Below are 21,247 nucleotides of genomic sequence, written 5' to 3' on the forward strand. Positions count from 1 at the left end.
GCGCCGTCCGTGCGCCGTCCGTGCGCCGTCCGTGCGCCGGAGATGGTCGCGGGAACACGAATTACACGGATGTAGTTTTAACCTTTGCCATCGGCGTGTCTCCTTGACAATTTCGTCACTTTGTTCCCAACAGGCGTCAACTGTCCCTAGACTCCCACCCGTGACGACGCGATCTCGCCTGCGCGCGCCCCTGACCTCCGCACTCGTCGGCGCGGTGGTCGCGGGGCTGCTGGCGTTCGCACCGGCACCCGCGTCCGCCGCCCCGGTTGCTCCGGTCTCGACCGACACGGGCGGGAAGGCCGGGATGCTCGGCGCGCCCGACCCGAACGGCGAGCCCTCCGCGGTCTTCAAGCGCAGCGCGTACCTCTGCATGGGCTACAACGCGTGCCGCGACGCCGGCATGGGCAACGCCGGCTACGCCACCAACAGCCGGACCATGTACTGGCGCATGTACGCCGGTCACAACTGCACCAACTACGCGGCGTACCGGATGGTCAAGAGCGGGCTGCCGAACGAGCGGCCGTGGTCGGGCGGCGGCAACGCCACCTACTGGGGCACCTCGATGTCCTCGATCACCGACGGCACGCCGCGCGTCGGCGCGGTCGCGTGGTGGAAGGCCAACACCGGGCCTGCCGGCTCCTCGGGCCACGTCGCCTACGTCGAGCGCGTGGTCTCCGCGGACGAGATCGTGATCTCGCAGGACAGCTGGAACGGCGACTTCTCCTGGGCCGTCGTGACCCGCAGCAGCGGCAACTGGCCCAGTGGGTTCGTGCACTTCAACGACAAGCCGCTGACCAACGTCGAGGTCCCGGTCGTCTCGGGCACCCCCAAGGTGGGCGCCGTGCTCACCGCCAGCTCCGGCGCGTGGCGCCCGACGGCGGTGAACGTGAGCTACCAGTGGCTCGCCGACGGCGAACCGGTCGCAGGCGCCGTGGGCACGACCCTCAAGCTGACCCGGGCACAGCTCGACCAGCAGCTGACCGTGCGCGCCACCGCGACCCAGCTCGGCTACCCGTCCGCGTCGGCGACCTCCGTCCCGACCGAGCCCGTGCAGCCCGGGCAGCTGAAGAACCTCACCGTGCCGGCGATCACCGGTGAGGCGAAGGTCGACTCCTCCCTCACGCTCTCCCCCGGCACCTGGAACCCCGCCCCGTCGACGCTCACCTACGCGTGGTTCGCCGACGGTGCTGCGATCCCGGGTGCAGACACGACCACGCTGGCTCTCGGCCCCGAGCTCGTCGGCCGGACCATCACGGCTCAGGTCACGGCGGTGCGCACGGGCTACAACCCCGTGACGGCCGCGGCCGCGCCGAGCCTGCCGGTCGCACCGGGCACGTTCGCCGTCGACACCGCGCCGTCCCTCCAGGGCACTGCGCGGCTCGGCGAGACGCTGACGGTCGACCCCGGCCGGTTCGCCCCGGGCGACGGCCAGGTCGTGGTCGGCATCCAGTGGCTGCGCGACGGCCAGTCCGTGCCGGACGCGACCGGGACGTCGTACGCCGTCACGAACAGCGATCTCGGCAGCCGCATCTCCGCCCGGGTCACCCTGTCGCGGCCCGGCTACACGACGACGACGCTCGAGACGCCTCGCTCGGAGACCGTCAAGACCGACCCGCGGATGCGCCTCCTCGTCACGCCCGGGAAGCACCGCGTCAAGGTGACGATCTCCCTGACGGCCACCGGCGTCGACCAGGTGACCGGGCCTGTCGTCGTCCGGTTCGCCGGCGTCGCCCACCAGGTCACCCTGCGTGGCGGCACCGCGACCCTGCGGATCAAGGACCTGGCGCCGGGCAAGCGCACCATGACCGTGCGGTACGCCGGCAGCGACACGGTCAACCGGCTCGTCGTCACCCGCACGGTCCGCGTGCGTTGAGCCTCGAGGCTCGCCCGGCGCTCAGCCCTCCGGGTGGTAGCCGCAGGCGTCCTCGGTCTTGACCGGGGTGCCGGCGTCGTCCTGGGGACCGGAGGGTGCGCGAGGCTCGAGGGCCTTGTCGACCACCGACTGCATCCACGTGAAGTCGGGGTCACCGGAGAAGAACTTGTCCGAGGACACGAAGGCCATCGACTTGATCTTCTTCTCCTTGACCTTGAGCGCGAGGTCGACGAAGGCCGGCATCAGCTTCCGAGGGACGTCGGTGCGCAGGATCTCCTCCCCCGCCTTCGCGAGGTCCTGGTAGCGGCGCAGCACGTTGAGCGGGTCGGCCTCGTCGATGATGGCGCTGACCATGCAGCGCTGGCGCAGCATCCGCTCGTAGTCGTCGGAGCCCCAGCGGCCGCGGGAGTACCACAGCGCGTGGAAGCCGTCGAGGTGCTGGTCGGGACCCGGCTCGAGGTAGCCGGTCGGTGGGATGCCGAGGTCGGTGTTGCCGTTGATCGCGATCGGTTCGTTGATGTTCACGGTCACGCCGCCGATGGCGTCGACGAGCTGCTGGAAGCCGAGCAGGTTGATCAGGACGTAGTAGTCGACGTGGGTACCCAGGCTGCCCGCCACCGCCTGCTTCACCGCGTCGGCACCCTCGTTCTCGGAGTCGCCGAGGATGTGCGGGTAGAGCGCCGGCACCTGGCTGTAGACGGCGTTGAGCATCCAGTTGCCCGGGTCGCCCTCGCCGCGGAAGCCGTCGGGGAACACCTCGTGCAGTGGGCTGTCCTCGGGGAACTGCGCGTTCATCATGTTGCGCGGCAGGCTGAACATCACCGCCTTGCCGCTCTGGGTGTTCATGCTGAGCAGGATCACCGAGTCGGTGCGGATACCGGTGCGCCCGACGCCGCCGTCACCGCCCAGCAGCAGGACGTTGACCTGCTCCCGACCGGCCCACGGGTCCGCCTCCGTGACGTCCTCGGGAGTGGTCGCGGTCTGCTCGTCGTCGAAGACGGTCGCGACGAAGTGGGCCTGGGTCATCGCGATCCGGACGCTCTGGACGGCCGGCAGGGCGACCAGGATGCACAGCAGCGAGACGACCAACGCCCCGAGACCGCCCTCGAGACGCGTCATCCCGCGCGGACGTGCCATCGCGTACGTCGTCACCACGACGAAGGCCCAGCCCACGAACGCGACCCCGATCACGACGGCCGCCACCCGCAGCCGGGCGGGGTCGAAGGCGAAGTCCACGAGCCGGTTCAGGTCGCGGGCGTAGAGCCCGAGCAGCAGCAGGCCGGCGAGGAACGGCACGAGCACGACGTAGCCGAGGCGGCGTCGGGTCCACAGGTAGCCGGCGCCCGGCAGCAGGGCGCCCATGATCGTGACCCAGAGGGCCCCGGCGAGCGTGCGGGCCCGACGGAAGGTCCGCGCGGGCCGTGCCGCGCGGTGCCGAGGGCGTGCCGCAGACGCGGGCGTCTCCACCGACGTCGACATGCGCGTACCCTCCCGGCCGAACCGAGCAGAGGCTACCGCAGCAATGTCAGGGCACTGTCAGAGCGCGCGCAGGCTGCTCGTCGTACGTGCGACCGCGTTCGGCGCGCACCCAGAGGACGCCGTCGCCGGGCGTCGGGCCCTGCGCCGCGAGCTCGCGCTTGAGCACCTTGTTGGTGGCCGTGCTCGGCAGGTCGGGGGCGATCCGCACGTAGCGCGGCCAGCCCTTGGGCGACAGGTCGGGCTGCGCGGCGAGGAACGTCTCGAGCTCCGCTGGTGTCAGGCTCGCCCCGTCCTGGAGCACGACCGCGGCCATCACCTGGTCGCCGACGTTCTCGTCGGGCACGGCGTAGACGGCGACGCGGTTGATCGCGGGGAGCCGCTGGAGGATCCGCTCGATGGGTGCGGCGGCGAGGTTCTCCCCGTCGACCCGCATCCAGTCGGCCGTTCGGCCCGCCAGGTAGATCCAGCCGTCGGCGTCGCGGTAGGCCAGGTCGCCGGACCAGTACATGCCGTGACGCAGCCGCTCCTCGTTCGCGGAGCTGTCGTTGTAGTAGCCGTTGAAGTAGCCCGCGCCCTGGGTGTTGACCAGCTCTCCCACGGCGCGGTCGGCGTTCGTGAGCGCGCCGTGCTCGTCGAGGACCGCGACCTCGCACTCGGTGACGGTCTCGGGGTCGTAGATCGCGACGCCGTCGGCGCCGCGCCCGATCGAGCCGCGCGGGGTGCCGGGCTCGCGGGTGATGATCACCGCGAGCTCGGTGGAGCCGAAGCCGTCCCACACCTCGCAGCCGAAGCGCCGGCTGAACTCGTCGATGTCGCGATCGCTGGCCTCGTTGCCGAACGCCACCCGCAGCGGGTTGTCCGCGTCGTCGGGCCGCTCGGGCGTGGCGAGGACGTAGGCGAGCGGTTTGCCGACGTAGTTCATGTACGTCACGCCGTAGCGGCGCACGTCGTCGAGGAACCGCGAGGCGCTGAATCGCGCCGGGACGATCGTGGATCCTCCGCAGACGGCGGGGCTCCAGCCCGCGACGACCGCATTGGAGTGGAACAGCGGCATGGAGACGTAGCAGACGTCGTCACCCCCGAGGCCGTAGCGGCCCTGCAGGTTGAGGCCCGCGAACAGCACCATCAGGTGGCTGACCTGGACGGCCTTGGGATCCCCGCTGGTGCCCGAGGTGAAGATCATCATGAACGTGTCCATCGCGCCCACCTCGCGGTACGGCGTCAGCGGCCCGGCCGCGGCGACCAGGTCGGCCCACTCCTGGGTCGAGGTGTCGAGGACCCGGACGCCGTCGAGGTCGAGACCCTCGAGCAGCGGCCGGTGCTCGGCGTCGGTGACCAGCAGCTGGCACTCGGCGCGGTGGATGTCGGCGCGCAGTCCCTCCCCCCGGCGCGTGGTGTTGATGCCGCACAGCACGTAGCCGCCGAGCGCCGCGCCGGCCATCGCGCGCAGCATGTCCGGGGTGTTGCCGAGCAGGGTGCCGACGTGCAGGACCCGTCCGCGATCCGCGACGCCGATGAGCGCGGCCGCCACGGCCTCGGACTCGGCCACGTGCTCGCGCCAGGTCCAGCTCTGCTCGGCGTACCGGACGGCGGTGTGGTCGTCCTCGGCCCGCTCCCGCAGCAGCTGCTGCACGGTCTCCGCCACGTGGTTCCCCCTCGGTCGCCCCTCGCTCGCTGACGCGCGTCAAACTAGGCGACGATCGACTAGTCTGCAACACGTTCTAGTTCCATGACGCGTCGGGAGGCACCGTGCCCAGCCGCTCCGCGAGCCGGTATGCCGCCCTGTCGCGCGCGGAGTTGGCCACCCTCGTCCCCGAGCTGCTGCTGGTCGGACAGCTCATCGACCGATCCGGCATGGCGTGGTGCATCTCGGCCTGGGGCCGCGAGGAGATGGCGCAGATCGCGATCGAGGAGTGGGCCGGCGCCAGCCCGGTCTACACCCGTCGCATGCAGCGCGCGCTGGGCTACGAGGGCAGTGACGTCGTGACGATCTTCAAGGGGCTGCAGCTCGACATCGGCGCTCCCCCGCAGTTCATGGACTTCCGCTACGAGGTCACCGATCCCTGGCACGGCACGTTCCACCTCGACCACTGCGGCGCGCTGATGGATGTCGAGCCGATGGGCGAGGAGTACGTCGTCTCGATGTGTCACGACATCGAGGACCCGACCTTCGACGCCACCGCGGTGGCGACCAACCCGCGCGCGCAGGTACGGCCCGTGCACCGTCCGCCGCGCTCCCCGGCCGACCGGCACCCGCACTGTGCGTGGACCGTGACGATCGACGAGTCGCACCCACCGGTGGAGCCGCTGGCGCCGTACTTCACGATCGCGGCGACGCGGGCCGCGACCCTCGACCTCGATCCGATCGACACCGCGGACGAGGGCGCTGGCGACTACTCCGGTCCGCTGGTGGGCGACGTCGACTTCGCAGCGTTCTCACACTCCGCACTCGTGCGGATCGCCGACGAGGTGTGCCTGCAGATGCACCTGCTGAACCTCTCCTTCGGGCTCGCCGTCCGGGCTCGGGCCGTCGACGGGACGCAGGCGCTCGAGGTCATGACCAAGCAGCTGGTCGGGATCGCCGGGATCGCGGCCGAGCGGATCGCGCGGGCCCTCGACCTCGACGACCCGGTGCGGGTCCTCGAGCTGCACCCGCTGCTCAACCCGGCGGCGTACGTCGACGCGACGGTGCTCGACAGCGCGGTGAGCGTGCGCCCGGGGGCCGCGACCCAGGACGGCGCGTGGATCGCGCTGTGCGGTCCCGGGCGCGAGCGTCCCCTGCAGGCCGTGGTGCGCGCGGTCGACCCCCACCTCGACGTCGAGGTCTCGGGCACGGCCGCGGAGTGGACGGCGCGGGTCGTGCGCCGTCGCGACCCGGCTCCCGAGGCCGACGAGGTGGCGGTGACCCGCTTCAGCACCGGCTCGTCGTTCGCGTTCGAACCGCGCAGGTCGCTCCCGATCACGCCCGTGTGAGGCTTCAACCACCCGTCATACTGGATCGGTGCCCATCACCCGTGGCTTCACCGGCCGACGCCGGCCCGAGCGCCCCGATCGGCTGCCGCCGGGCCAGTACGACACCGGCAGCTCCTGGCCCACGCTGACCGCCGAGGCCACGCCCAGCCTCTCCCAGGAGCAGTGGGAGGAGCAGTGGCGGATGAGCGTCGACGGGCTGGTCGCCGAGCCGCACAGCTGGACCTGGAGCGAGCTCCAGGCGCTGCCGCGCTCGTCGTACGTCGGCGACATCCACTGCGTGACCACGTGGTCGAAGTTCGACATGACGTTCACCGGGGTGAGCGTCGACACCCTGCTCGAGGTCGCGCGGCCGCTGCCCGAGGCGGCGTACGTGCTCGCGCACTCCACGACCGGGTACACGACCAACCTCCCGCTCGCGGACGTGACCGGCGGCAAGGCCTGGGTCGTCTGGGAGGTCGGCGGCTCGCCCCTCCCACGCGGGCACGGCGGCCCGGCTCGGCTGCTGGTGCCGCACCTCTACTTCTGGAAGTCCGCGAAGTGGATCACCCGGCTCGAGCTGCTCGAGCACGACCGCCCCGGGTTCTGGGAGCAGAACGGCTACCACGACCGCGGCGATCCCTGGCTCGAGCAGCGTTACCAGGGCGACCCGTGAGGAGGGGCCGATGACGGCTCCCGCCGGCGGCTGGACGACCGGGACGATCATCGAGATCGACCACCCGACCGACCGGCTGGTGCGGCTGCGCCTGCACGTCGACGACCGGGTCGACCACATGCCCGGGCAGCACTACGTCGTGCGGCTGCGGGCGCCCGACGGCTACACCGCCCAGCGCTCCTACTCCGTCGCGTCCGACCCCGACGACCCGCTGCTGGAGCTGATGGTCGAGTGCCTGCCGGGCGGGGAGGTCTCGGGCTTCCTCCACGACATCGCCGAGGTGGGCGACGTGCTCGAGCTGCGCGGACCCATCGGCGGCTGGTTCGTGTGGGAGGGCGACGTGCCGGCGGTGTGCCTGGCCGGCGGCTCCGGGGTGGTGCCGGTGGTGGCGATGACCCGGTACGCCCGACGGCTCGGCCTGCACGACCTGCTGCGGGTCGTGGCCGTGGGGCGCACCTGGTCCGAGCTGCCCTACGCCGCCGAGCTGCAGCGCTACGGCGCCTTCCTCGCCCTGACGCGGGAGAACCTCGGCGACCGGGTCGCGGCCCCGCCGTACCCCGCCGAGATGGAGACCTTGGTCCACGGGGCGGAGCGGGCCTATATCTGCGGCTCGGTCGGGTTCGCGTCGTACGCCACCCGGCTGCTCCAGGAGTCGGGCATGCGCGCCGACGCCATCCGTGTCGAGCAGTTCGGCGAGTCGGGCTGACGCTGGCCGCTCCCCGGAGGTGGTGCGGTTTGGTCACCAACGACATGCCCCGGGGCGGAATCTCTGCCGTTGGTGACCAAACGACACACATTCCCGGCGGGGCGGAGCCGTCAGGTCAACCGACGTCCATCGTCCGGATGCGCTGGAAGTTGCGCCCGCCACGCCGGAACGTCGCGGCGACCGGGGCCGGCACGCGGTGCTCGGGCAGGGGCTCGGGGTCCCAGGCGCAGTCGCGGACCTGCTGCAGGTCGGCGTCGTACGCCGCCGGGCTCGCGTCGAAGCGGAGCGGACCGGTCACCACACCACGGTGGAAAAGCCCGTCCTCGTCCCGGGTCCAGACCTCGGCACCGTCGGGGACGGCACGGAACCGCTCGAGGCGGGCCGCGGTCGGTTCGTCGGCCGTGCGGGCGCCCATGCCCACGACCCCGAGCACGAGGGCCCGCTCGACGGCCGCCCAGCGGTCGACGTCGTCGAGACGCGACTGCATCGGCGCGCGAAAGGTCGGCACCCTGGCATCGTAGGGACCGACCGTAGGGTGGGCCCGTGAGCGAGGCGTTCGGACACTTCAGGGTGGGGTTCGTGACCGGCGCGACCCCGGACAAGTGGGCCGGCGTCTGGCGCACCCGGTTCGCCCGCGACCCCCTCGAGCTGGTCCCGCTGGCCCAGGAGGAGCAGGAGGACCGCGTCCGCGAAGGCACCCTCGACATGGCGATCGTCCGGCTGCCGATCGACCGCGACGGGCTGCACTGCATCCCGCTGTACGACGAGCTCCAGGTGGCGGTGATGAGCACCGAGAACGTCCTCACCCTCGCGGAGGAGGTCACGACCGCCGACCTCGCCGGGGAGCAGCTGGTGCTCCCCCATCCCTCCGGCTGGACCCCCGAGGTCGAGCAGCTCGCGTGGCCGGTGATGACCGTCAAGGACGCGGTCGAGGTGGTCGCCGGCGGCACCGGCGTCGTGATCGTCCCGATGTCGATCGCCCGGCTGCACCACCGGCGGGACGTGACCTACCGCGTGGTGAGCGACCTCGAGCCCACGAAGGTCGGCCTGGCCTGGCTCATCGACAACGACGACCCGTGGGTGCAGCGTTTCATCGGCATCGTGCGCGGGCGGACGGAGCGCAGCTCGCGGGGGTGAGCGTCCTCACGGTTTCTCCGGACCCGCCACGCGGTAGTGGTCACTGATGAGCACCGACCAGCAATCCCCTGCCACCCACCGGGCTGCGGACGCCCTGAGCTCCCCCGCGGCCGACGTCGTACCGCACCCCGCCCTGGACACCGCCGTCGAGGAGCGACGCCCGAACGGCACGGGTGTGGACCGCGTCGTGTTCGGCGTGACGGCCGCCGCGGCGGTCGCCTTCCTGGTCTGGGGTTTCGTGAGCACCTCCTCGCTGGCCTTGGCGTCCTCGGAGGCGCTCGGGTGGACGATGACCAACACCGGGTGGCTGTTCGTCCTCACCGCCAGCGGGTTCGTCGTCTTCGTGCTCTGGCTGGCGCTGAGCCGCTTCGGCAACATCCCGTTGGGCCGTGACGACGAGGAGCCGGAGTTCCGGACCATCTCCTGGGTGGCCATGATGTTCAGCGCCGGGATGGGGATCGGGCTGATGTTCTACGGCGTGAGCGAGCCGCTCACCCACGTCGTCACACCGCCGCCCGGCACGGGCGCCGAGGGCAACCCGGCAGCCGTCCAGCACGCGATGGCGACGACGCTGTTCCATTGGACGCTGCACCCGTGGGCGATCTACGCGGTGGTGGGGCTCGCGATCGCGTACGGTGTCTACCGAAAGGGGCGCGTCCAGCTCATCTCCGCGGCCTTCGAGCCGCTGCTCGGGCGGCGCGCCCACGGCGGCTGGGGACGCGTGATCGACATGCTCGCGATCTTCGCGACCCTGTTCGGGTCGGCGGCCTCCTTGGGCCTGGGTGCGCTGCAGATCCGCAGTGGCCTGCAGATCGTGACCGGGATCGGGAGCGTCGGCAACGCCGTGCTGGTCCTGATCATCTCGGTGCTCACCGCCGCGTTCGTGCTCTCTGCGGTGTCCGGGGTGGCCAAGGGCATCCAGTGGCTCTCGAACATCAACATGGTGCTGGCCCTGGCCCTGGCACTGTTCGTGTTCGTCCTCGGCCCGACGGTGTTCATCCTCGACCTGGTGCCGACCGCGCTCGGCAGCTACGTGCAGGACCTCGCGATGATGTCGGCGCGGACCGGCGCCGAGGGCACCGACACGAGCGAGTGGCTCCAGTCGTGGACGGTCTTCTACTGGGCCTGGTGGCTGTCGTGGACACCGTTCGTGGGCATGTTCATCGCCCGCATCTCGCGCGGTCGGACGATCCGTCAGTTCGTCAGCGGGGTGCTGCTCGTCCCGAGCCTGGTGACGCTCGTCTGGTTCTGCATCTTCGGCGGCGCGGCGATCGACCTGCAGCGCAGCGGCACCGACATCGCCGGCGCCGGAGCAGTCGAGGAGCAGCTCTTCACGATGCTGGAGTCCTACCCGCTCGCGACCGTGGCGAGCGTGGTCGTGATGGTGCTGGTCGCCATCTTCTTCGTCTCGGGCGCCGATGCCGCCTCCATCGTGATGGGGACGCTGTCGGAGCGGGGGACGCAGACCCCGCGACGGGCGACCGTGGTGTTCTGGGGTGTCGCGACCGGAGCCGTTGCCGCCGTGATGCTCCTCGTGGGTGGGGACGAAGGACTCACCGGGCTGCAGACGCTGACGATCGTCGGTGCTCTGCCCTTCGTGCTGGTCATGGTGGGTCTGGCGGTGTCCCTCGTTCGAGACCTGCGCTCCGACCCGCTCATCGTCCGGCGCCGGTACGCCGAAGAGGCGGTCGAGCAGGCCGTGATCGCGGGCGTCACCGAGCACGGCGACGACTTCGTCATCGCGGTCGACCGCGACCCGCAGGCGGATCCCCAGTAGCCCTACCAGCTCGTGGCGAGCGGGCGTCCCTCGTGGAAGCCGGCGGCCGACTGCACACCGACGACGGCGCGCTCGTGGAGCTCGGTGAGCGTCGTCGCGCCGGCGTACGTGCAGGCCGAGCGCAGCCCGGAGCAGATCTGGTCGACGAGGTCCTCCACGCCGGGGCGGGCGGGGTCGAGGTACATCCGCGAGGAGGAGATGCCCTCCTCGTAGAGACCCTTGCGGGCCCGCTCGTACGCCGACTCTCCGGCCGTCCGGCTGGCCACAGCGCGAGCCGAGGCCATGCCGAACGACACCTTGTAGGCGCGGCCGTCGGAGTCGAGCATCAGGTCGCCGGGAGACTCGTGGGTGCCGGCGAACCACGAGCCGATCATCACGGCCGAGGCGCCGGCCGCCACGGCGAGGGCCACGTCGCGCGGGTAGCGCACTCCCCCGTCGGCCCACACGTGCTTCCCGAGGTCCCTCGCGGTGCGCGCGCACTCCAGCACCGCGGAGAACTGCGGCCGACCGACGCCGGTCATCATCCGGGTGGTGCACATGGCGCCCGGGCCGACGCCGACCTTGACGATGTCCGCCCCGGCCTCGACGAGGGCGCGGGTGCCCTCCGCCGACACCACGTTGCCCGCGGCGACCGGCACGGCGGGATCGAGGGCGCGGATCGCGCGCAGCGCCTCGAGCATCCGGTCCTGGTGCCCGTGCGCGGTGTCGACGACCAGGCAGTCGACGCCGGCCTCGAGCAGGTCACGCGCCTTCTGGGCGACGTCGCCGTTCACCCCGACCGCCGCGGCGACCCGGAGTCCGCCCTGGTGGTCGACCGCCGGCGGGTAGAGCGCGGCGCGCAGCGCGCCGGTCCGGGTCAGGACACCGACCAGCCGTCCTCCGGCGTCCACGGCTACCGCCAGCGGTGCGTGCTCGCGGTCCAGGGCGTCGAAGGCAGCCCGCGGGTCCGCGGCCTCGTCGAGGAGGACGGCCGGCGCCCGCATCACGTGCCGCACCTGGGCGAACCGGTCCACGTCGACGCAGTCGGCCTCCGCGACCACGCCGACGGGTCGGCCCTCGTCGACCACGACCGCCGCGCGGTGCGCGCGCTTGGGGATCAGGGCGAGCGCCTCGGCGACCGTCTGGTGCGGCGTGAGCTCGATGGGGGTGTCGAACACCAGGTGGCGCGACTTCACGAACCGCACGACCTCGGCGACGACGGGCGTCGGGATGTCCTGCGGGATCACGGTGAGGCCGCCTCGCCGGGCCACGGTCTCCGCCATCCGCTTGCCGGCGATGGCGGTCATGTTGGCGACCACGATCGGCAGCGTGGCGCCGGTGCCGTCGGTGGTGGCCAGGTCGACGTCGTACCTGCTGGCGACCGCGGAGTGTCGCGGCACCATGAAGACGTCGTCGTAGGTCAGGTCGTGGTGCGGGGTGACCGCGTCGAGGAACTGCACGTCGGGTGAGCCTACGCGCAGGCCCCTCCCTAGGGTGGCTCCATGGCCTTCGTCGAACCCGGGGACCCCAGCGAGCTCGCGGACACCGCCCGCACGGCCTTCGCGGAGGCGTACGGCGGACCACCCGCCGTCGTGGCGCGGGCGCCTGGCCGGGTGAACCTGATCGGCGAGCACACCGACTACAACCGGGGACTCGTCCTGCCGGTCGCCCTGCCGCACGCGACCTACGCGGCGATGTCACCGCGGCCCGACGACGTGGTGCGGATCGGGAGCCTGGAGGAGGCCGAGCCGTGGACCGGCACGCTCGGCGCGTTGGGCCCCGGCGACGTCGAGGGGTGGGCGGCGTACGTCGCCGGCGTGCTCTGGGCGATGCGCGACGCGGGGTACGACGTCCCGGGGGTCGACATCCTCGTCCACGGCACCGTCCCCCTGGGCGCGGGCCTGTCGAGCTCGGCCGCCCTCGAGTGCTCCGTGGCGCTGGCTGCGTGCGGGGTCCTGGGCATCGACCCCGACCGCGCGACGCGTCACGAGCTCGTCACGGCCTGCATCCGGGCCGAGTCCGAGGTCGCCGGCGCTCCGACCGGCGGGATGGACCAGACCGTCTCGATGCTGGCCTCGGCGGGCGCGGCGCTGCTGATCGACTTCGAGGGCCTCGTCGAGACCGCCGACGTGGCGCTGGGTCTCGAGCGTGCGGACCTGGCCCTGCTCGTCACGGACACCCGGGTCTCCCACGCGCTCGTCGACGGTGGGTACGCCGCGCGCCGGGCCGACTGCGAGGCGGCCGCCGCGACGCTGGGCGTGCCGTCGTTGCGCCAGGCCACGCTCGAGGACGTCGAGGGCCTCCAGGACGAGCGCATCCGGCGCCGGGCGCGCCACATCGTCACCGAGATCGCCCGGGTCCGCGACACCGTCGACGCGCTCGAGACGAGGGACTGGACCGCGATCGGACGGGCCTTCCGCGACTCACACGTCTCCATGCGCGACGACTTCGAGATCTCCTGCCCCGAGCTCGACGTCGCCGTCACCACCGCGGTCGAGGCCGGCGCGGTGGGCGCCCGGATGACCGGGGGCGGCTTCGGCGGCTCCTCGATCGCCCTCGTTCCGACGGACCGGCTCGACGCCGCCGTCCGAGCGATCGACGCGGCCTTCGTGGCCGCCGGCTTCGGCGCACCGCAGCACCTGCGCGCCGAGCCCGCCGCCGCCGCCTCGCTCCTCTCCTCCGGCTGAATCTCTGTCGTTTGGTCACCAACGGCAGAGATTTCGCCCCGGGACATGTCGTTGGTGACCAAACCGCAACGGTCGCGCCCTGTCCGCCCGCCTCGGCGACCGGCCGGCTGATGCATGTCGTTTGGTCACCAACGGCAGAGATCGAGCCCCGGCGCATGTCGTTGGTGACCAAACGGCGAGCCACCCGAGCCACCCGAGCCGGCGGACCTCAGGTGGCGGACACCCCGATCCGGCCCTGGCGGAACGCAGCGACGAACAGGGCGTGGTCCTCGCGGACCCGGTCGGCGTAGGACAGGGCGAAGTCGGTGACCCAGGCGATCAGCTCCTTGCGGCGGCCATCGAGCACACCGGCGATCGCCTCCTCGACCTGGAAGTCGACGAGGTCCTGGTCGCTGTCCTCGTCGGAGGCGCAGTGGATCTTGGCGGTCGCCCGGCCGAGGAGGTCGACGACGCTCTTGACCTGGTCGGGCTCGGTGAGCCCGGACCAGTCGAGGTCGACCTCGTAGGGCGAGAGCTCGGACACGACGTACCCGACCCCGTCCAGGTCGGTGTATCCGAGCAGCGGGTCGGTGTGGGCCTGCAGCGCCCGCTGGCTGACGACCGTGCGGTGCCCCTCGTGCTCGAAGTACCGCTCGACGTCGGCCGAGTTCACGAACCGGCTCACCGCCGGGACGTTCGCCTGCTTCATCGACAGCACGACGTCGTTGTCGAGCGCCTGGCTGTAGCCCTCGACGAGCAGGTTGTACGCCGGCAGCCCGGCGCTGCCGATGCCGAAGCCGGACTTCCCGACGACGTCACGCAGGTCGTAGAACAGCGACCGGTCGAACCGCTTGTCCTCGGGGATCGAGTCGAGGTAGCGCTCGAACGCCGCGACGACCTTCGAGCGCTCCCGGCGTCCGAGCCGGCGCACCGAGCCGTCCTCCCGCAGGCCCCGGGTGCCGTCGGTCACCACCGTGAGCCGGTCCAACAGGTCGGCCCGCCGCCGCAGCCGCGCATCGACCAGGGCGTCGCGGATCGGCCCCTCGGTGTTGTCCAGGTGCAGCGCGAAGTCGTCGTCGTCCTCGCTGCGCCGGTAGGCGTCGACCTGAGCGAGGTAGGAGCGCAGGTACCGGCCGACGAGGCGGCGTACGTCGTCCTCGGGCAGCGCCTTCTGCCAGCCGACCAGTGCGAGGGACGCGGCGAAGCGCTGCAGGTCCCAGGTGAAGCGCCCGAGGTAGGCCTCGTCGAAATCGTTGACGTCGAAGACCAGCCGACCGTCGGAGTTGAGATAGGTCCCGAAGTTCTCGACGTGCAGGTCGCCGTGGATCCAGATCCGGCCGCTGCGCTCGTCGGCGAACGGATCCTCCGACGCCGTGACGTCGGCGTAGAACAGGCAGGCGGTGCCGCGGTAGAACGCGTGCGGGTCCGACGCCATCCGCCGGTACTTTCCCCGGAACGCGACGGGGTCGGCCTCCATCAGCGGCGCGAACGCCTCCTCGAGGGTCGTCACGATCAGGTCGCTGCGGTCGTCACGGGAGTGGGCCATGCCACGCAGCATGCCCAGACGGACTGGGTACATGCTTGGGACCAAGGCACGACCGACCTCCATCGATCGAAGGGACCACCGTGGCCAGGAAAAGCCCGCTCAGCAAGCTCCAGGAATCCGTCGTCGGCACTGTGAAGGGAGCGATCACGCATCCCGTCGAGTCGGCCGAGAGGGCCGTCGAGCAGGCCAAGGGCACGATCTCCCTCGGCAAGCTGGTCGCGGGGCAGGTCACCAAGACCGCGGCCGGCGCCGTCACGAGCCGCCTGGGCAACCGCGGCGGTACGCCGTCCGCGCCGGTGCGGCCCAGCGACGAGCCTCTCCGCGCGGTGCCCGACGCGCCCAGCGAGCCGACCGCGTCCACCGCGCCGCCCGCGGCTCCCGCGCCCGCACCGGCGAAGCGGACCCCCGCCAAGACCCCCGCCAAGACCCCCGCCAAGGCCCCCGCCAAGAAGGCCACGGCGAAGAAGAGCACGCCCACCCCGACCAAGCCTCCGGTGACCGACGTCGCCACCGAGCTCGTGAAGGAGCAGGCCGCCCAGCAGCCGACGCCCGAGCCGACCACCGCGCCGACGACGTCGATCGACGCCGCCGCCGACGCCACCCACGTCGACGCGACCCCGGCCGACGTCGCCAAGAAGGCCACGGCGCGCCAGCCTGCCGTGAAGGCGGCCGCGACGAAGTCTCCTGCGAAGAAGTCCACGGCGAAGAAGTCCACGGCGAAGAAGACCGCCGCCAAGACGCCCGCGAGCTCGCCGGGCGCCAAGCTCCCGGTCAAGAAGGCCGCGCCGGCGGTCGAGGGCGACCAGGGCTGAGCAGGCCCACCACGCGCTCACAGCACCAAGGGCGCCGTCGGGGTCGGAAGACCACGACGGCGCCCTGTCGCTGTGCTGCCGACGCTGTGCTGCCGACGTGCGCTACGCCAGCACGCCTACTTCAGCTCGCCGCTCGTCAGGCCGAGCACCCGGCGGGCCACGATCAGCTGCTGGATCTGCTGGGTGCCCTCGAAGATGTCGAGGATCTTGGAGTCGCGCGCCCACTTCTCCAGCAGCTCGGACTCGCTGAACCCGAGGGTGCCGGCCAGCTCGACGCACGACAGCGTGATGTCGGTGCCCGCCCGGCCCGCCTTCGCCTTGGCCATCGAGGCCTCGAGCGAGTTCGGCTGACGGTTGTCGGCCATCCACGCCGCCTGCAGCATCAACAGGTGCGCGGCCTCCCAGTCGGCCTCGAGCTGGAGGAACTTCGCGGCGGCCGCCGACTGCGTCAACGCCGGACGGTCGTAGTCGACCACGACGCCGGCCTGCTCGAGCAGCTCGCGAGTGAGGTCGAGGGCGGCCTTGGCGCACCCCACGGCCATCGAGGCCACGAGCGGTCGAGTGTTGTCGAAGGTCGCCATCGCGCCGGCGAAGCCCTGCTTGGTGTCGATCTCCGGCGAGCCCAGCAGGTTCTCCTTCGGCACCCGGCAGTCGTCGAAGATGATGGTCGCGGTGTCGGAGGCCTTGATGCCGAGCTTGTGCTCGAGCCGCTCCACCCGCATGCCGGGCGTGCCCTTGGGCACCACGAACGACTTGATCGCCGCCCGCCCGAGCTCGCGGTCGAGCGTCGCCCACACCACGACGGCGTCGGCACGCTCCCCGGAGGTGACGAAGATCTTCTCGCCGTTGAGGACGTACTCGTCGCCGTCGAGCACGGCGGTCGTCTTGATGTTCGCCGAGTCCGACCCGGTGCCGGGCTCGGTGATCGCCATCGCCGCCCAGACGCCGTCGAAGCGGGCGAGCTGCTCCTCGTTGGCCACCGACGCGATCGCGGAGTTGCCGAGGCCCTGACGCGGCATCGACAGCAGCAGGCCGACGTCGCCCCAGCACATCTCGGCGATCGACATCACCGAGGCCAGGTTGGAGCCGTTCTTCACCGTGCCGGCATCCGTCGGGGACTCCTCACGGCGGACGCCGGCCGCACCGGCACCCTCGGCCGCACCGGACTCGGAGAGCCCGTCGATCATCGCGGCCAGCATGTCGAGCTCCTTGGGGTACTCGTGCTCCCCCTTGTCGTACTTCCGCGAGATCGGCCGCAGCATGTTCATCGCGACCTGGTGGGCCTGGCCCACGAGAGGCCGGAACTTCTTGGGATCGTCCAGGTTGATCGCCATCAGATCAGCACCGCACCTTCCATCACGCCGACGGCCCGGAGGTCGCGGTACCACCGCTCCACCGGGTGCTCCTTCACGTACCCGTGGCCGCCGAGCAGCTGGACGCCGTCGAGACCGATCTGCATGCCCTTCTCGGCACACAGCCGCCGCGCGAGGCCGACCTCACGAGCGAACTCCTTGCCCGCGGCGGCGCGCGCCGCGGCCTTCCACGTCAGCAGCCGCATCGCCTGCAGCTCGATCGCGATGTTGGCGACCATGAACGCCACGGACTGGCGGTGGGCGATCGGCTCACCGAACGCCTCGCGCTCCTTGACGTACGGCGTCACGTAGTCGAGCACCGCCTGTCCGGTGCCCACGGCGAGCGCACACCAGGCCAGGCGGGAGAGGCGCACGCACTCGGCGTACGTCGTGCCGTCGGTCGCGCCGAGCACCGCGTCGGCCGGGACCGAGACGTCGGTGAGGACCAGCCGGGTCAGGCCAGCCGCCCGCACGCCCATGCCGGGGTCGGCGACCACCTCGAGCCCGGGCGTGCTCGACTCGACGAGCACCAGCACCGGCGCACCGTCGAGCTGCGCGCCGACGACGAACAGCTCGGCCTCGGCGCCGCGCACGACAGCCGACTTCACGCCGTTGAGGACCAGACGGTCACCGTCGCGCACGGCCGTCGTCGCCGGGGCCAGCGGGTCGAAGAGCACGCTCGGCTCGCCGAGCGCAAGCGCCGCCGCCGGCACCGACGCGTCGCCGGAGGGCTCGGTGAACGCCGGCAGGTAGGTCTGCTGCTGCTCCTCGGTGCCCCAGAGGCCGATCGCGGTGGCGACCGATCCGGGTGCGAGGGAGGCGACCGCGAGGCCCATGTCGCCGCGCGCGAGTGCCTCGGCGACCAGGGCACCGGCGACCGCCGAGCGCTCCTCGGAGATACCGCCCAGCTCCTCGGGCAGACCCAGGATCGGCAGGCCGACCTCCAGTCCCGCCGCGAGCACCTCCGCGGGGGCCGCGCACGCCTCATCGGCCTCGGCGGCCGCGGGGCGGAGCACCTCGGTGGCGAGCTCGGTGACGACGTCGACGAGCATCTGCTCGTCCTCGGTCGGCGTGAGGTCGAAGACGCCGGTGCGCGGCGCACTGGTCGGGCGCGCGCCGGCGCTGCCGCCGCGCCCGGCGCGGGCGAACTGGCGACTCGCGGTCGTGGCGGTCTTGAACCCGGCCCGGGTCACGGTGAAGACGCCCTTCTCGGTCTGCTTGCGCAGGCCGACCCGGTCGAGGACGTCGCTCTGCGCGAGCCGGCTGAGCGCGGCGACGGCGTACCCGATCGGGTCGCGCGTCTCCTTCGAGGACAACCCGTGCTTGCCGCCGGGCCTCAGGCTGTGGATCAGGGACATGGCCACAATGTAACTCGCAGTTACACTCCGGGCTACAGGCCGCGCCGTGGGTCGGGTCACACGCTCGATAGCCTGGCCCCATGCCCCCCACGCCGGACCAGGAGTCAGCCCGCGCGCCGTACGGTCCGCTGCCGAGCGGTGGCACCGTCCGCCCGATCACCCGGTGGGGCACACCCGTGATGCACCGGCCGCAGGAGCCGGTGACGGCGTACGACGACGAGCTGCGCACGCTGGTCGCCGACATGGTCGCGACGATGTACGCCGCCGACGGCGTCGGTCTCGCGGCCTGCCAGATCGGCGTCGACCGGGCCGTCTTCGTCTTCGACTGCCCCGATGCCTCCGGTCGCCACACGGTCGGTGTCGTCTGCAACCCCGTGCTGGCCCTCCCCGAGGGGCGCGACCGGCAGCTCGAGGAGGACGAGGAGGGCTGCCTCTCCTTCCCCGGCGCGTTCGTGGAGTGCGCGCGCCCCGACCACGCCTCGGTCACCGGCACCGGGCTCGACGGCGAGCCGGTCGAGTTCGCCGGCGACGGGATGCTCGCCCGCTGCCTGCAGCACGAGACCGACCACACCCTCGGCACCGTGTTCGGCGACCGTCTCTCGACCAAGCTGCGCAAGAAGCTCCAGAAGGCCCACGACCGGCTGGCCGAGGACTACCCCGCCGACTGGCCCGCCTGACCGACCCGGGCTGGCCCGGCCTCGGCGTCACGGCCGGGCCGCCGGAGGCGTGCGGTTTGGTCACCAACGACATCTGGGAGCGCTCCCGGCATGTCGTTGGTGACCAAACGGCAACGGGCTACCGTCGCGCGGTGACGTAGCAGGCCACGGCGGTGGCGGCGGCGACGTTGAGCGAGTCGATGCCGTCGCGCATCGGGATGATCGCGCGGCGGTCGGCGGCCTGCTCCCACCGCGACGAGAGGCCGTGGCCCTCCGAGCCGAGCACGAGGGCGACGCGGTCGAGGCCGGCCACGGCCTCCTCGATCGGGACGGCGTCGGGTGCCAACGTGAGTGCCACGGTGGTGAAGCCGGCGGCCGACAGCGACGGTAGGGCGTCGTACCAGTCGGGCAGCCGGGTCCACGGCACCGAGAAGACCGTCCCCATCGCCACCTTCACCGAGCGCCGGTAGAGCGGGTCGGCGCACCGGGGCGCGAGCAGCACGGCGTCGAAGCCGAGCGCGGCTCCCGAGCGGAAGATCGCGCCGACGTTCGTGTGGTCGACGATGTCCTCGAGGACCAGCACCGACCGAGCGCCCTCCAGCACCGAGGACACCGAGGGCAGTGGCCGGCGCTCGAGCGAGGCAAGTGCGCCCCGGTGGACGTGGAAGCCGGTGACCTCCTCGGCCAGGGCCTCGGAGAGGACGTAGCAGGGTGCGTCGGTGCGGGAAAGGACGTCGTCGAGGCCCTCGAGCCAGCGCGGCGCCATGAGGAACGAGCGCGGGGTGAAGCCCGCCTCCACCGAGCGGCGCACCACCTTGGCCCCCTCTGCCAGGAAGAGCCCGTGCTCGGCCTCGAGGTGCTTGCGCAGCTCGACGTCGCGCAGGTCGCGGTAGTCGGCGAGACGCGGGTCGTCGGGGTCGGTGATCTCGAGCAGCGTGGCCATCAGGCGAAGTGTGCCGGATGGGCCACCGCGACGACGTCGCCGACCACGATGATCGCCGGTGGGCGTACGTCGTGCGCCGCGAGCTCGGTGGCCAGCGTGCCCAGCGTGGCGAGGACGGTCCGCTCCCCCGGCATCGTGCCGTTGCACACGACCGCGACGGGGGTGGTGGCGGGCCGGCCGCCCTCGACGAGCACCTCGGCGATCAGCGGCGCGTTCTCGACCGCCATCATCAAGACGACCGTCCCGGTGAGGCGACCCAGCGCCGCCCAGTCGACCAACGACTCCGGGTGGCCGGGCGGAAGGTGGCCCGAGACGACCGAGAACTCGTGGGCCACGCCGCGGTGGGTGACGGGGATGCCCGCGACGGCCGGCACGGCGATCGGGCTGCTCAGGCCGGGGATGACCGTCACCGGCACGCCCGCCTCACGGCAGGCGATGACCTCCTCGTAACCGCGCCCGAAGACGAAGTTGTCGCCGCCCTTGAAGCGCACCACCCGCTTGCCGGCCAGCGCGCGCTCGACGATGACGCGATTGATCTCCTCCTGCAGGGCCGAACGTCCCCGGGGCAGCTTGGCCACGTCGATGAGCTCGACGTCGGCCGGCAGCTCCCCGAGCAGCTCGCGCGGAGCGAGCCGGTCGGCGACGACGACGTCGGCCTCCATCAGCGCCTTGCGGCCGGCCACCGACATCAGCTCGGGGTCCCCCGGACCGCCTCCCACGAGGACCACACCCGGTGACCGGTCGCGCTGGTGGCGGGCCACGATCGTGCCTTCGCGCAGCCCCTCGAGGATCTCGTCGCGGACCGCCGCGGAGCGCTGCGGCTCCCGCTGTCCGAGGACCGCGACCGTCACGCCGGCGTGCCGCCCGACGGCGGGCGTCCAGGCCGTGGCGCGGGTCGCGTCGTCGGAGCGCACGCAGAAGATCCGGCGTGCCTCGGCCGCGGCGGAGACCTGCTCGTTCACGGCCCGGTCGTCGGTCGCGGCCACGACGTACCACGCCTCGTCGAGGTCGCCGTCGGCGAAGCCACGCTCGTGCCAGGTCACCTCGCCCGAGCCGACCATGCCCTCGATCGCGGGCGTGACCGCGGGGCTCACGACGTGGACGTCGGCCCTGGCCGCGATCAGCTGTGGCACCCGCCGCTGGGCGACGTGTCCCCCGCCGACCACCACGACGCGGCGGCCGGTCAGTCGCAGCCCCGAGGGGTAAGTCGTGTAGTCGTCCATCGACCCATCATCGCGGCCGCACGGACCGCGTCCGTGGCGAGCGTTCAACCACCGGACTACGTTGAGGGACAGCCTCACGCTGAGCTATCCACGCACCATCTCATCTCAGGAGCGT

At 72.0% G+C, this 21,247-nt stretch carries 18 protein-coding genes; 9 read left to right on the forward strand and 9 right to left on the reverse strand.

Going from position 1 to position 21,247, the window contains the following annotated elements:
* The first annotated feature begins 160 nt into the window (after nucleotides 1–160).
* Nucleotides 161–1,873: a CHAP domain-containing protein gene (locus tag Q0L15_RS06930; RefSeq protein WP_296603192.1), complete on the forward strand. Its 1,713-nt coding sequence runs from the start codon at nucleotides 161–163 to the stop codon at nucleotides 1,871–1,873.
* Between the two features lie 21 nt (nucleotides 1,874–1,894).
* On the opposite strand, the gene Q0L15_RS06935 is transcribed toward Q0L15_RS06930, so the two are convergent.
* On the reverse strand, nucleotides 1,895–3,352 hold the full coding sequence (locus tag Q0L15_RS06935; protein ID WP_296603194.1) for an LCP family protein: 1,458 nt from the start codon (nucleotides 3,350–3,352) through the stop codon (nucleotides 1,895–1,897).
* 46 nt (nucleotides 3,353–3,398) lie between these two features.
* Nucleotides 3,399–4,997, reverse strand: a complete 1,599-nt coding sequence (gene fadD1, locus Q0L15_RS06940) for a fatty-acid--CoA ligase FadD1 (RefSeq protein WP_296603196.1) — start codon at nucleotides 4,995–4,997, stop codon at nucleotides 3,399–3,401.
* Nucleotides 4,998–5,101: 104 nt separating this feature from the next.
* Here fadD1 and Q0L15_RS06945 point away from each other — a divergent pair, with 104 nt between their 5' ends.
* Genes Q0L15_RS06945 through Q0L15_RS06955 form a run of 3 tightly spaced genes read left to right on the forward strand, consistent with a single transcriptional unit; the run spans nucleotide 5,102 to nucleotide 7,683 of the window.
* Nucleotides 5,102–6,325, forward strand: a complete 1,224-nt coding sequence (locus tag Q0L15_RS06945; protein WP_296603198.1) for a hypothetical protein — start codon at nucleotides 5,102–5,104, stop codon at nucleotides 6,323–6,325.
* Between the two features lie 28 nt (nucleotides 6,326–6,353).
* Nucleotides 6,354–6,977 (forward strand): sulfite oxidase-like oxidoreductase, encoded by a 624-nt coding sequence (locus tag Q0L15_RS06950; protein ID WP_296603200.1) that lies wholly within the window; start codon nucleotides 6,354–6,356, stop codon nucleotides 6,975–6,977.
* A gap of 10 nt (nucleotides 6,978–6,987) precedes the next feature.
* Nucleotides 6,988–7,683, forward strand: a complete 696-nt coding sequence (locus tag Q0L15_RS06955; protein ID WP_296603202.1) for an FAD-binding oxidoreductase — start codon at nucleotides 6,988–6,990, stop codon at nucleotides 7,681–7,683.
* A 115-nt stretch (nucleotides 7,684–7,798) separates the two neighbouring features.
* Here Q0L15_RS06955 and Q0L15_RS06960 read toward each other — a convergent pair whose 3' ends face one another.
* Nucleotides 7,799–8,191: a GAF domain-containing protein gene (locus tag Q0L15_RS06960; protein WP_296603203.1), complete on the reverse strand. Its 393-nt coding sequence runs from the start codon at nucleotides 8,189–8,191 to the stop codon at nucleotides 7,799–7,801.
* A 35-nt stretch (nucleotides 8,192–8,226) separates the two neighbouring features.
* Between Q0L15_RS06960 and Q0L15_RS06965 the strand changes: the two genes are divergently transcribed.
* A complete protein-coding gene (locus tag Q0L15_RS06965; protein WP_296603204.1) occupies nucleotides 8,227–8,820 on the forward strand; it encodes a LysR family substrate-binding domain-containing protein in 594 nt (197 codons plus the stop codon).
* Nucleotides 8,821–8,866: 46 nt separating this feature from the next.
* Nucleotides 8,867–10,597 carry a BCCT family transporter gene (locus tag Q0L15_RS06970; protein ID WP_296603206.1) on the forward strand — a complete coding sequence of 577 codons (1,731 nt, stop codon included), beginning with the start codon at nucleotides 8,867–8,869 and terminating at the stop codon, nucleotides 10,595–10,597.
* A gap of 2 nt (nucleotides 10,598–10,599) precedes the next feature.
* On the opposite strand, the gene Q0L15_RS06975 is transcribed toward Q0L15_RS06970, so the two are convergent.
* Nucleotides 10,600–12,036, reverse strand: a complete 1,437-nt coding sequence (locus Q0L15_RS06975) for a GuaB1 family IMP dehydrogenase-related protein (protein ID WP_296603207.1) — start codon at nucleotides 12,034–12,036, stop codon at nucleotides 10,600–10,602.
* A 42-nt stretch (nucleotides 12,037–12,078) separates the two neighbouring features.
* Between Q0L15_RS06975 and galK the strand changes: the two genes are divergently transcribed.
* Nucleotides 12,079–13,263 carry a galactokinase gene (gene galK / locus Q0L15_RS06980; protein WP_296603208.1) on the forward strand — a complete coding sequence of 395 codons (1,185 nt, stop codon included), beginning with the start codon at nucleotides 12,079–12,081 and terminating at the stop codon, nucleotides 13,261–13,263.
* A gap of 208 nt (nucleotides 13,264–13,471) precedes the next feature.
* Here the strand turns inward: galK and Q0L15_RS06985 are convergent, their stop codons facing one another.
* Nucleotides 13,472–14,788: a DUF2252 domain-containing protein gene (locus Q0L15_RS06985; RefSeq protein WP_296603209.1), complete on the reverse strand. Its 1,317-nt coding sequence runs from the start codon at nucleotides 14,786–14,788 to the stop codon at nucleotides 13,472–13,474.
* A gap of 80 nt (nucleotides 14,789–14,868) precedes the next feature.
* On the opposite strand from Q0L15_RS06985, the gene Q0L15_RS06990 reads away from it, so the two are divergent.
* The gene (locus Q0L15_RS06990) at nucleotides 14,869–15,600 is read left to right on the forward strand and encodes a hypothetical protein (protein WP_296603211.1); all 732 of its coding nucleotides are present in this window, start codon (nucleotides 14,869–14,871) and stop codon (nucleotides 15,598–15,600) included.
* A 116-nt stretch (nucleotides 15,601–15,716) separates the two neighbouring features.
* Here the strand turns inward: Q0L15_RS06990 and Q0L15_RS06995 are convergent, their stop codons facing one another.
* Together Q0L15_RS06995 and Q0L15_RS07000 are read right to left on the reverse strand one after the other, a co-directional pair.
* The gene (locus tag Q0L15_RS06995; RefSeq protein ID WP_296603213.1) at nucleotides 15,717–16,934 is read right to left on the reverse strand and encodes an acyl-CoA dehydrogenase family protein; all 1,218 of its coding nucleotides are present in this window, start codon (nucleotides 16,932–16,934) and stop codon (nucleotides 15,717–15,719) included.
* A complete protein-coding gene (locus Q0L15_RS07000; RefSeq protein ID WP_296603214.1) occupies nucleotides 16,934–18,310 on the reverse strand; it encodes an acyl-CoA dehydrogenase family protein in 1,377 nt (458 codons plus the stop codon). The genes Q0L15_RS06995 and Q0L15_RS07000 overlap by 1 nt, the downstream gene beginning before the upstream one ends.
* An 80-nt stretch (nucleotides 18,311–18,390) precedes the next feature.
* Between Q0L15_RS07000 and def the strand changes: the two genes are divergently transcribed.
* Nucleotides 18,391–18,987: a peptide deformylase gene (def, locus tag Q0L15_RS07005; RefSeq protein ID WP_296603216.1), complete on the forward strand. Its 597-nt coding sequence runs from the start codon at nucleotides 18,391–18,393 to the stop codon at nucleotides 18,985–18,987.
* A 118-nt stretch (nucleotides 18,988–19,105) separates the two neighbouring features.
* Here def and Q0L15_RS07010 read toward each other — a convergent pair whose 3' ends face one another.
* Both Q0L15_RS07010 and cobA read right to left on the reverse strand, forming a co-directional pair.
* On the reverse strand, nucleotides 19,106–19,909 hold the full coding sequence (locus Q0L15_RS07010) for an RNA methyltransferase (RefSeq protein WP_296603217.1): 804 nt from the start codon (nucleotides 19,907–19,909) through the stop codon (nucleotides 19,106–19,108).
* Nucleotides 19,909–21,132 carry a uroporphyrinogen-III C-methyltransferase gene (gene cobA, locus Q0L15_RS07015; RefSeq protein ID WP_296603220.1) on the reverse strand — a complete coding sequence of 408 codons (1,224 nt, stop codon included), beginning with the start codon at nucleotides 21,130–21,132 and terminating at the stop codon, nucleotides 19,909–19,911. The genes Q0L15_RS07010 and cobA overlap by 1 nt, the downstream gene beginning before the upstream one ends.
* Nucleotides 21,133–21,247: the final 115 nt, after the last annotated feature.

Origin of the sequence: Nocardioides sp. (assembly GCF_024509035.1) — a bacterium.
Lineage (GTDB): Bacteria > Actinomycetota > Actinomycetes > Propionibacteriales > Nocardioidaceae > Nocardioides.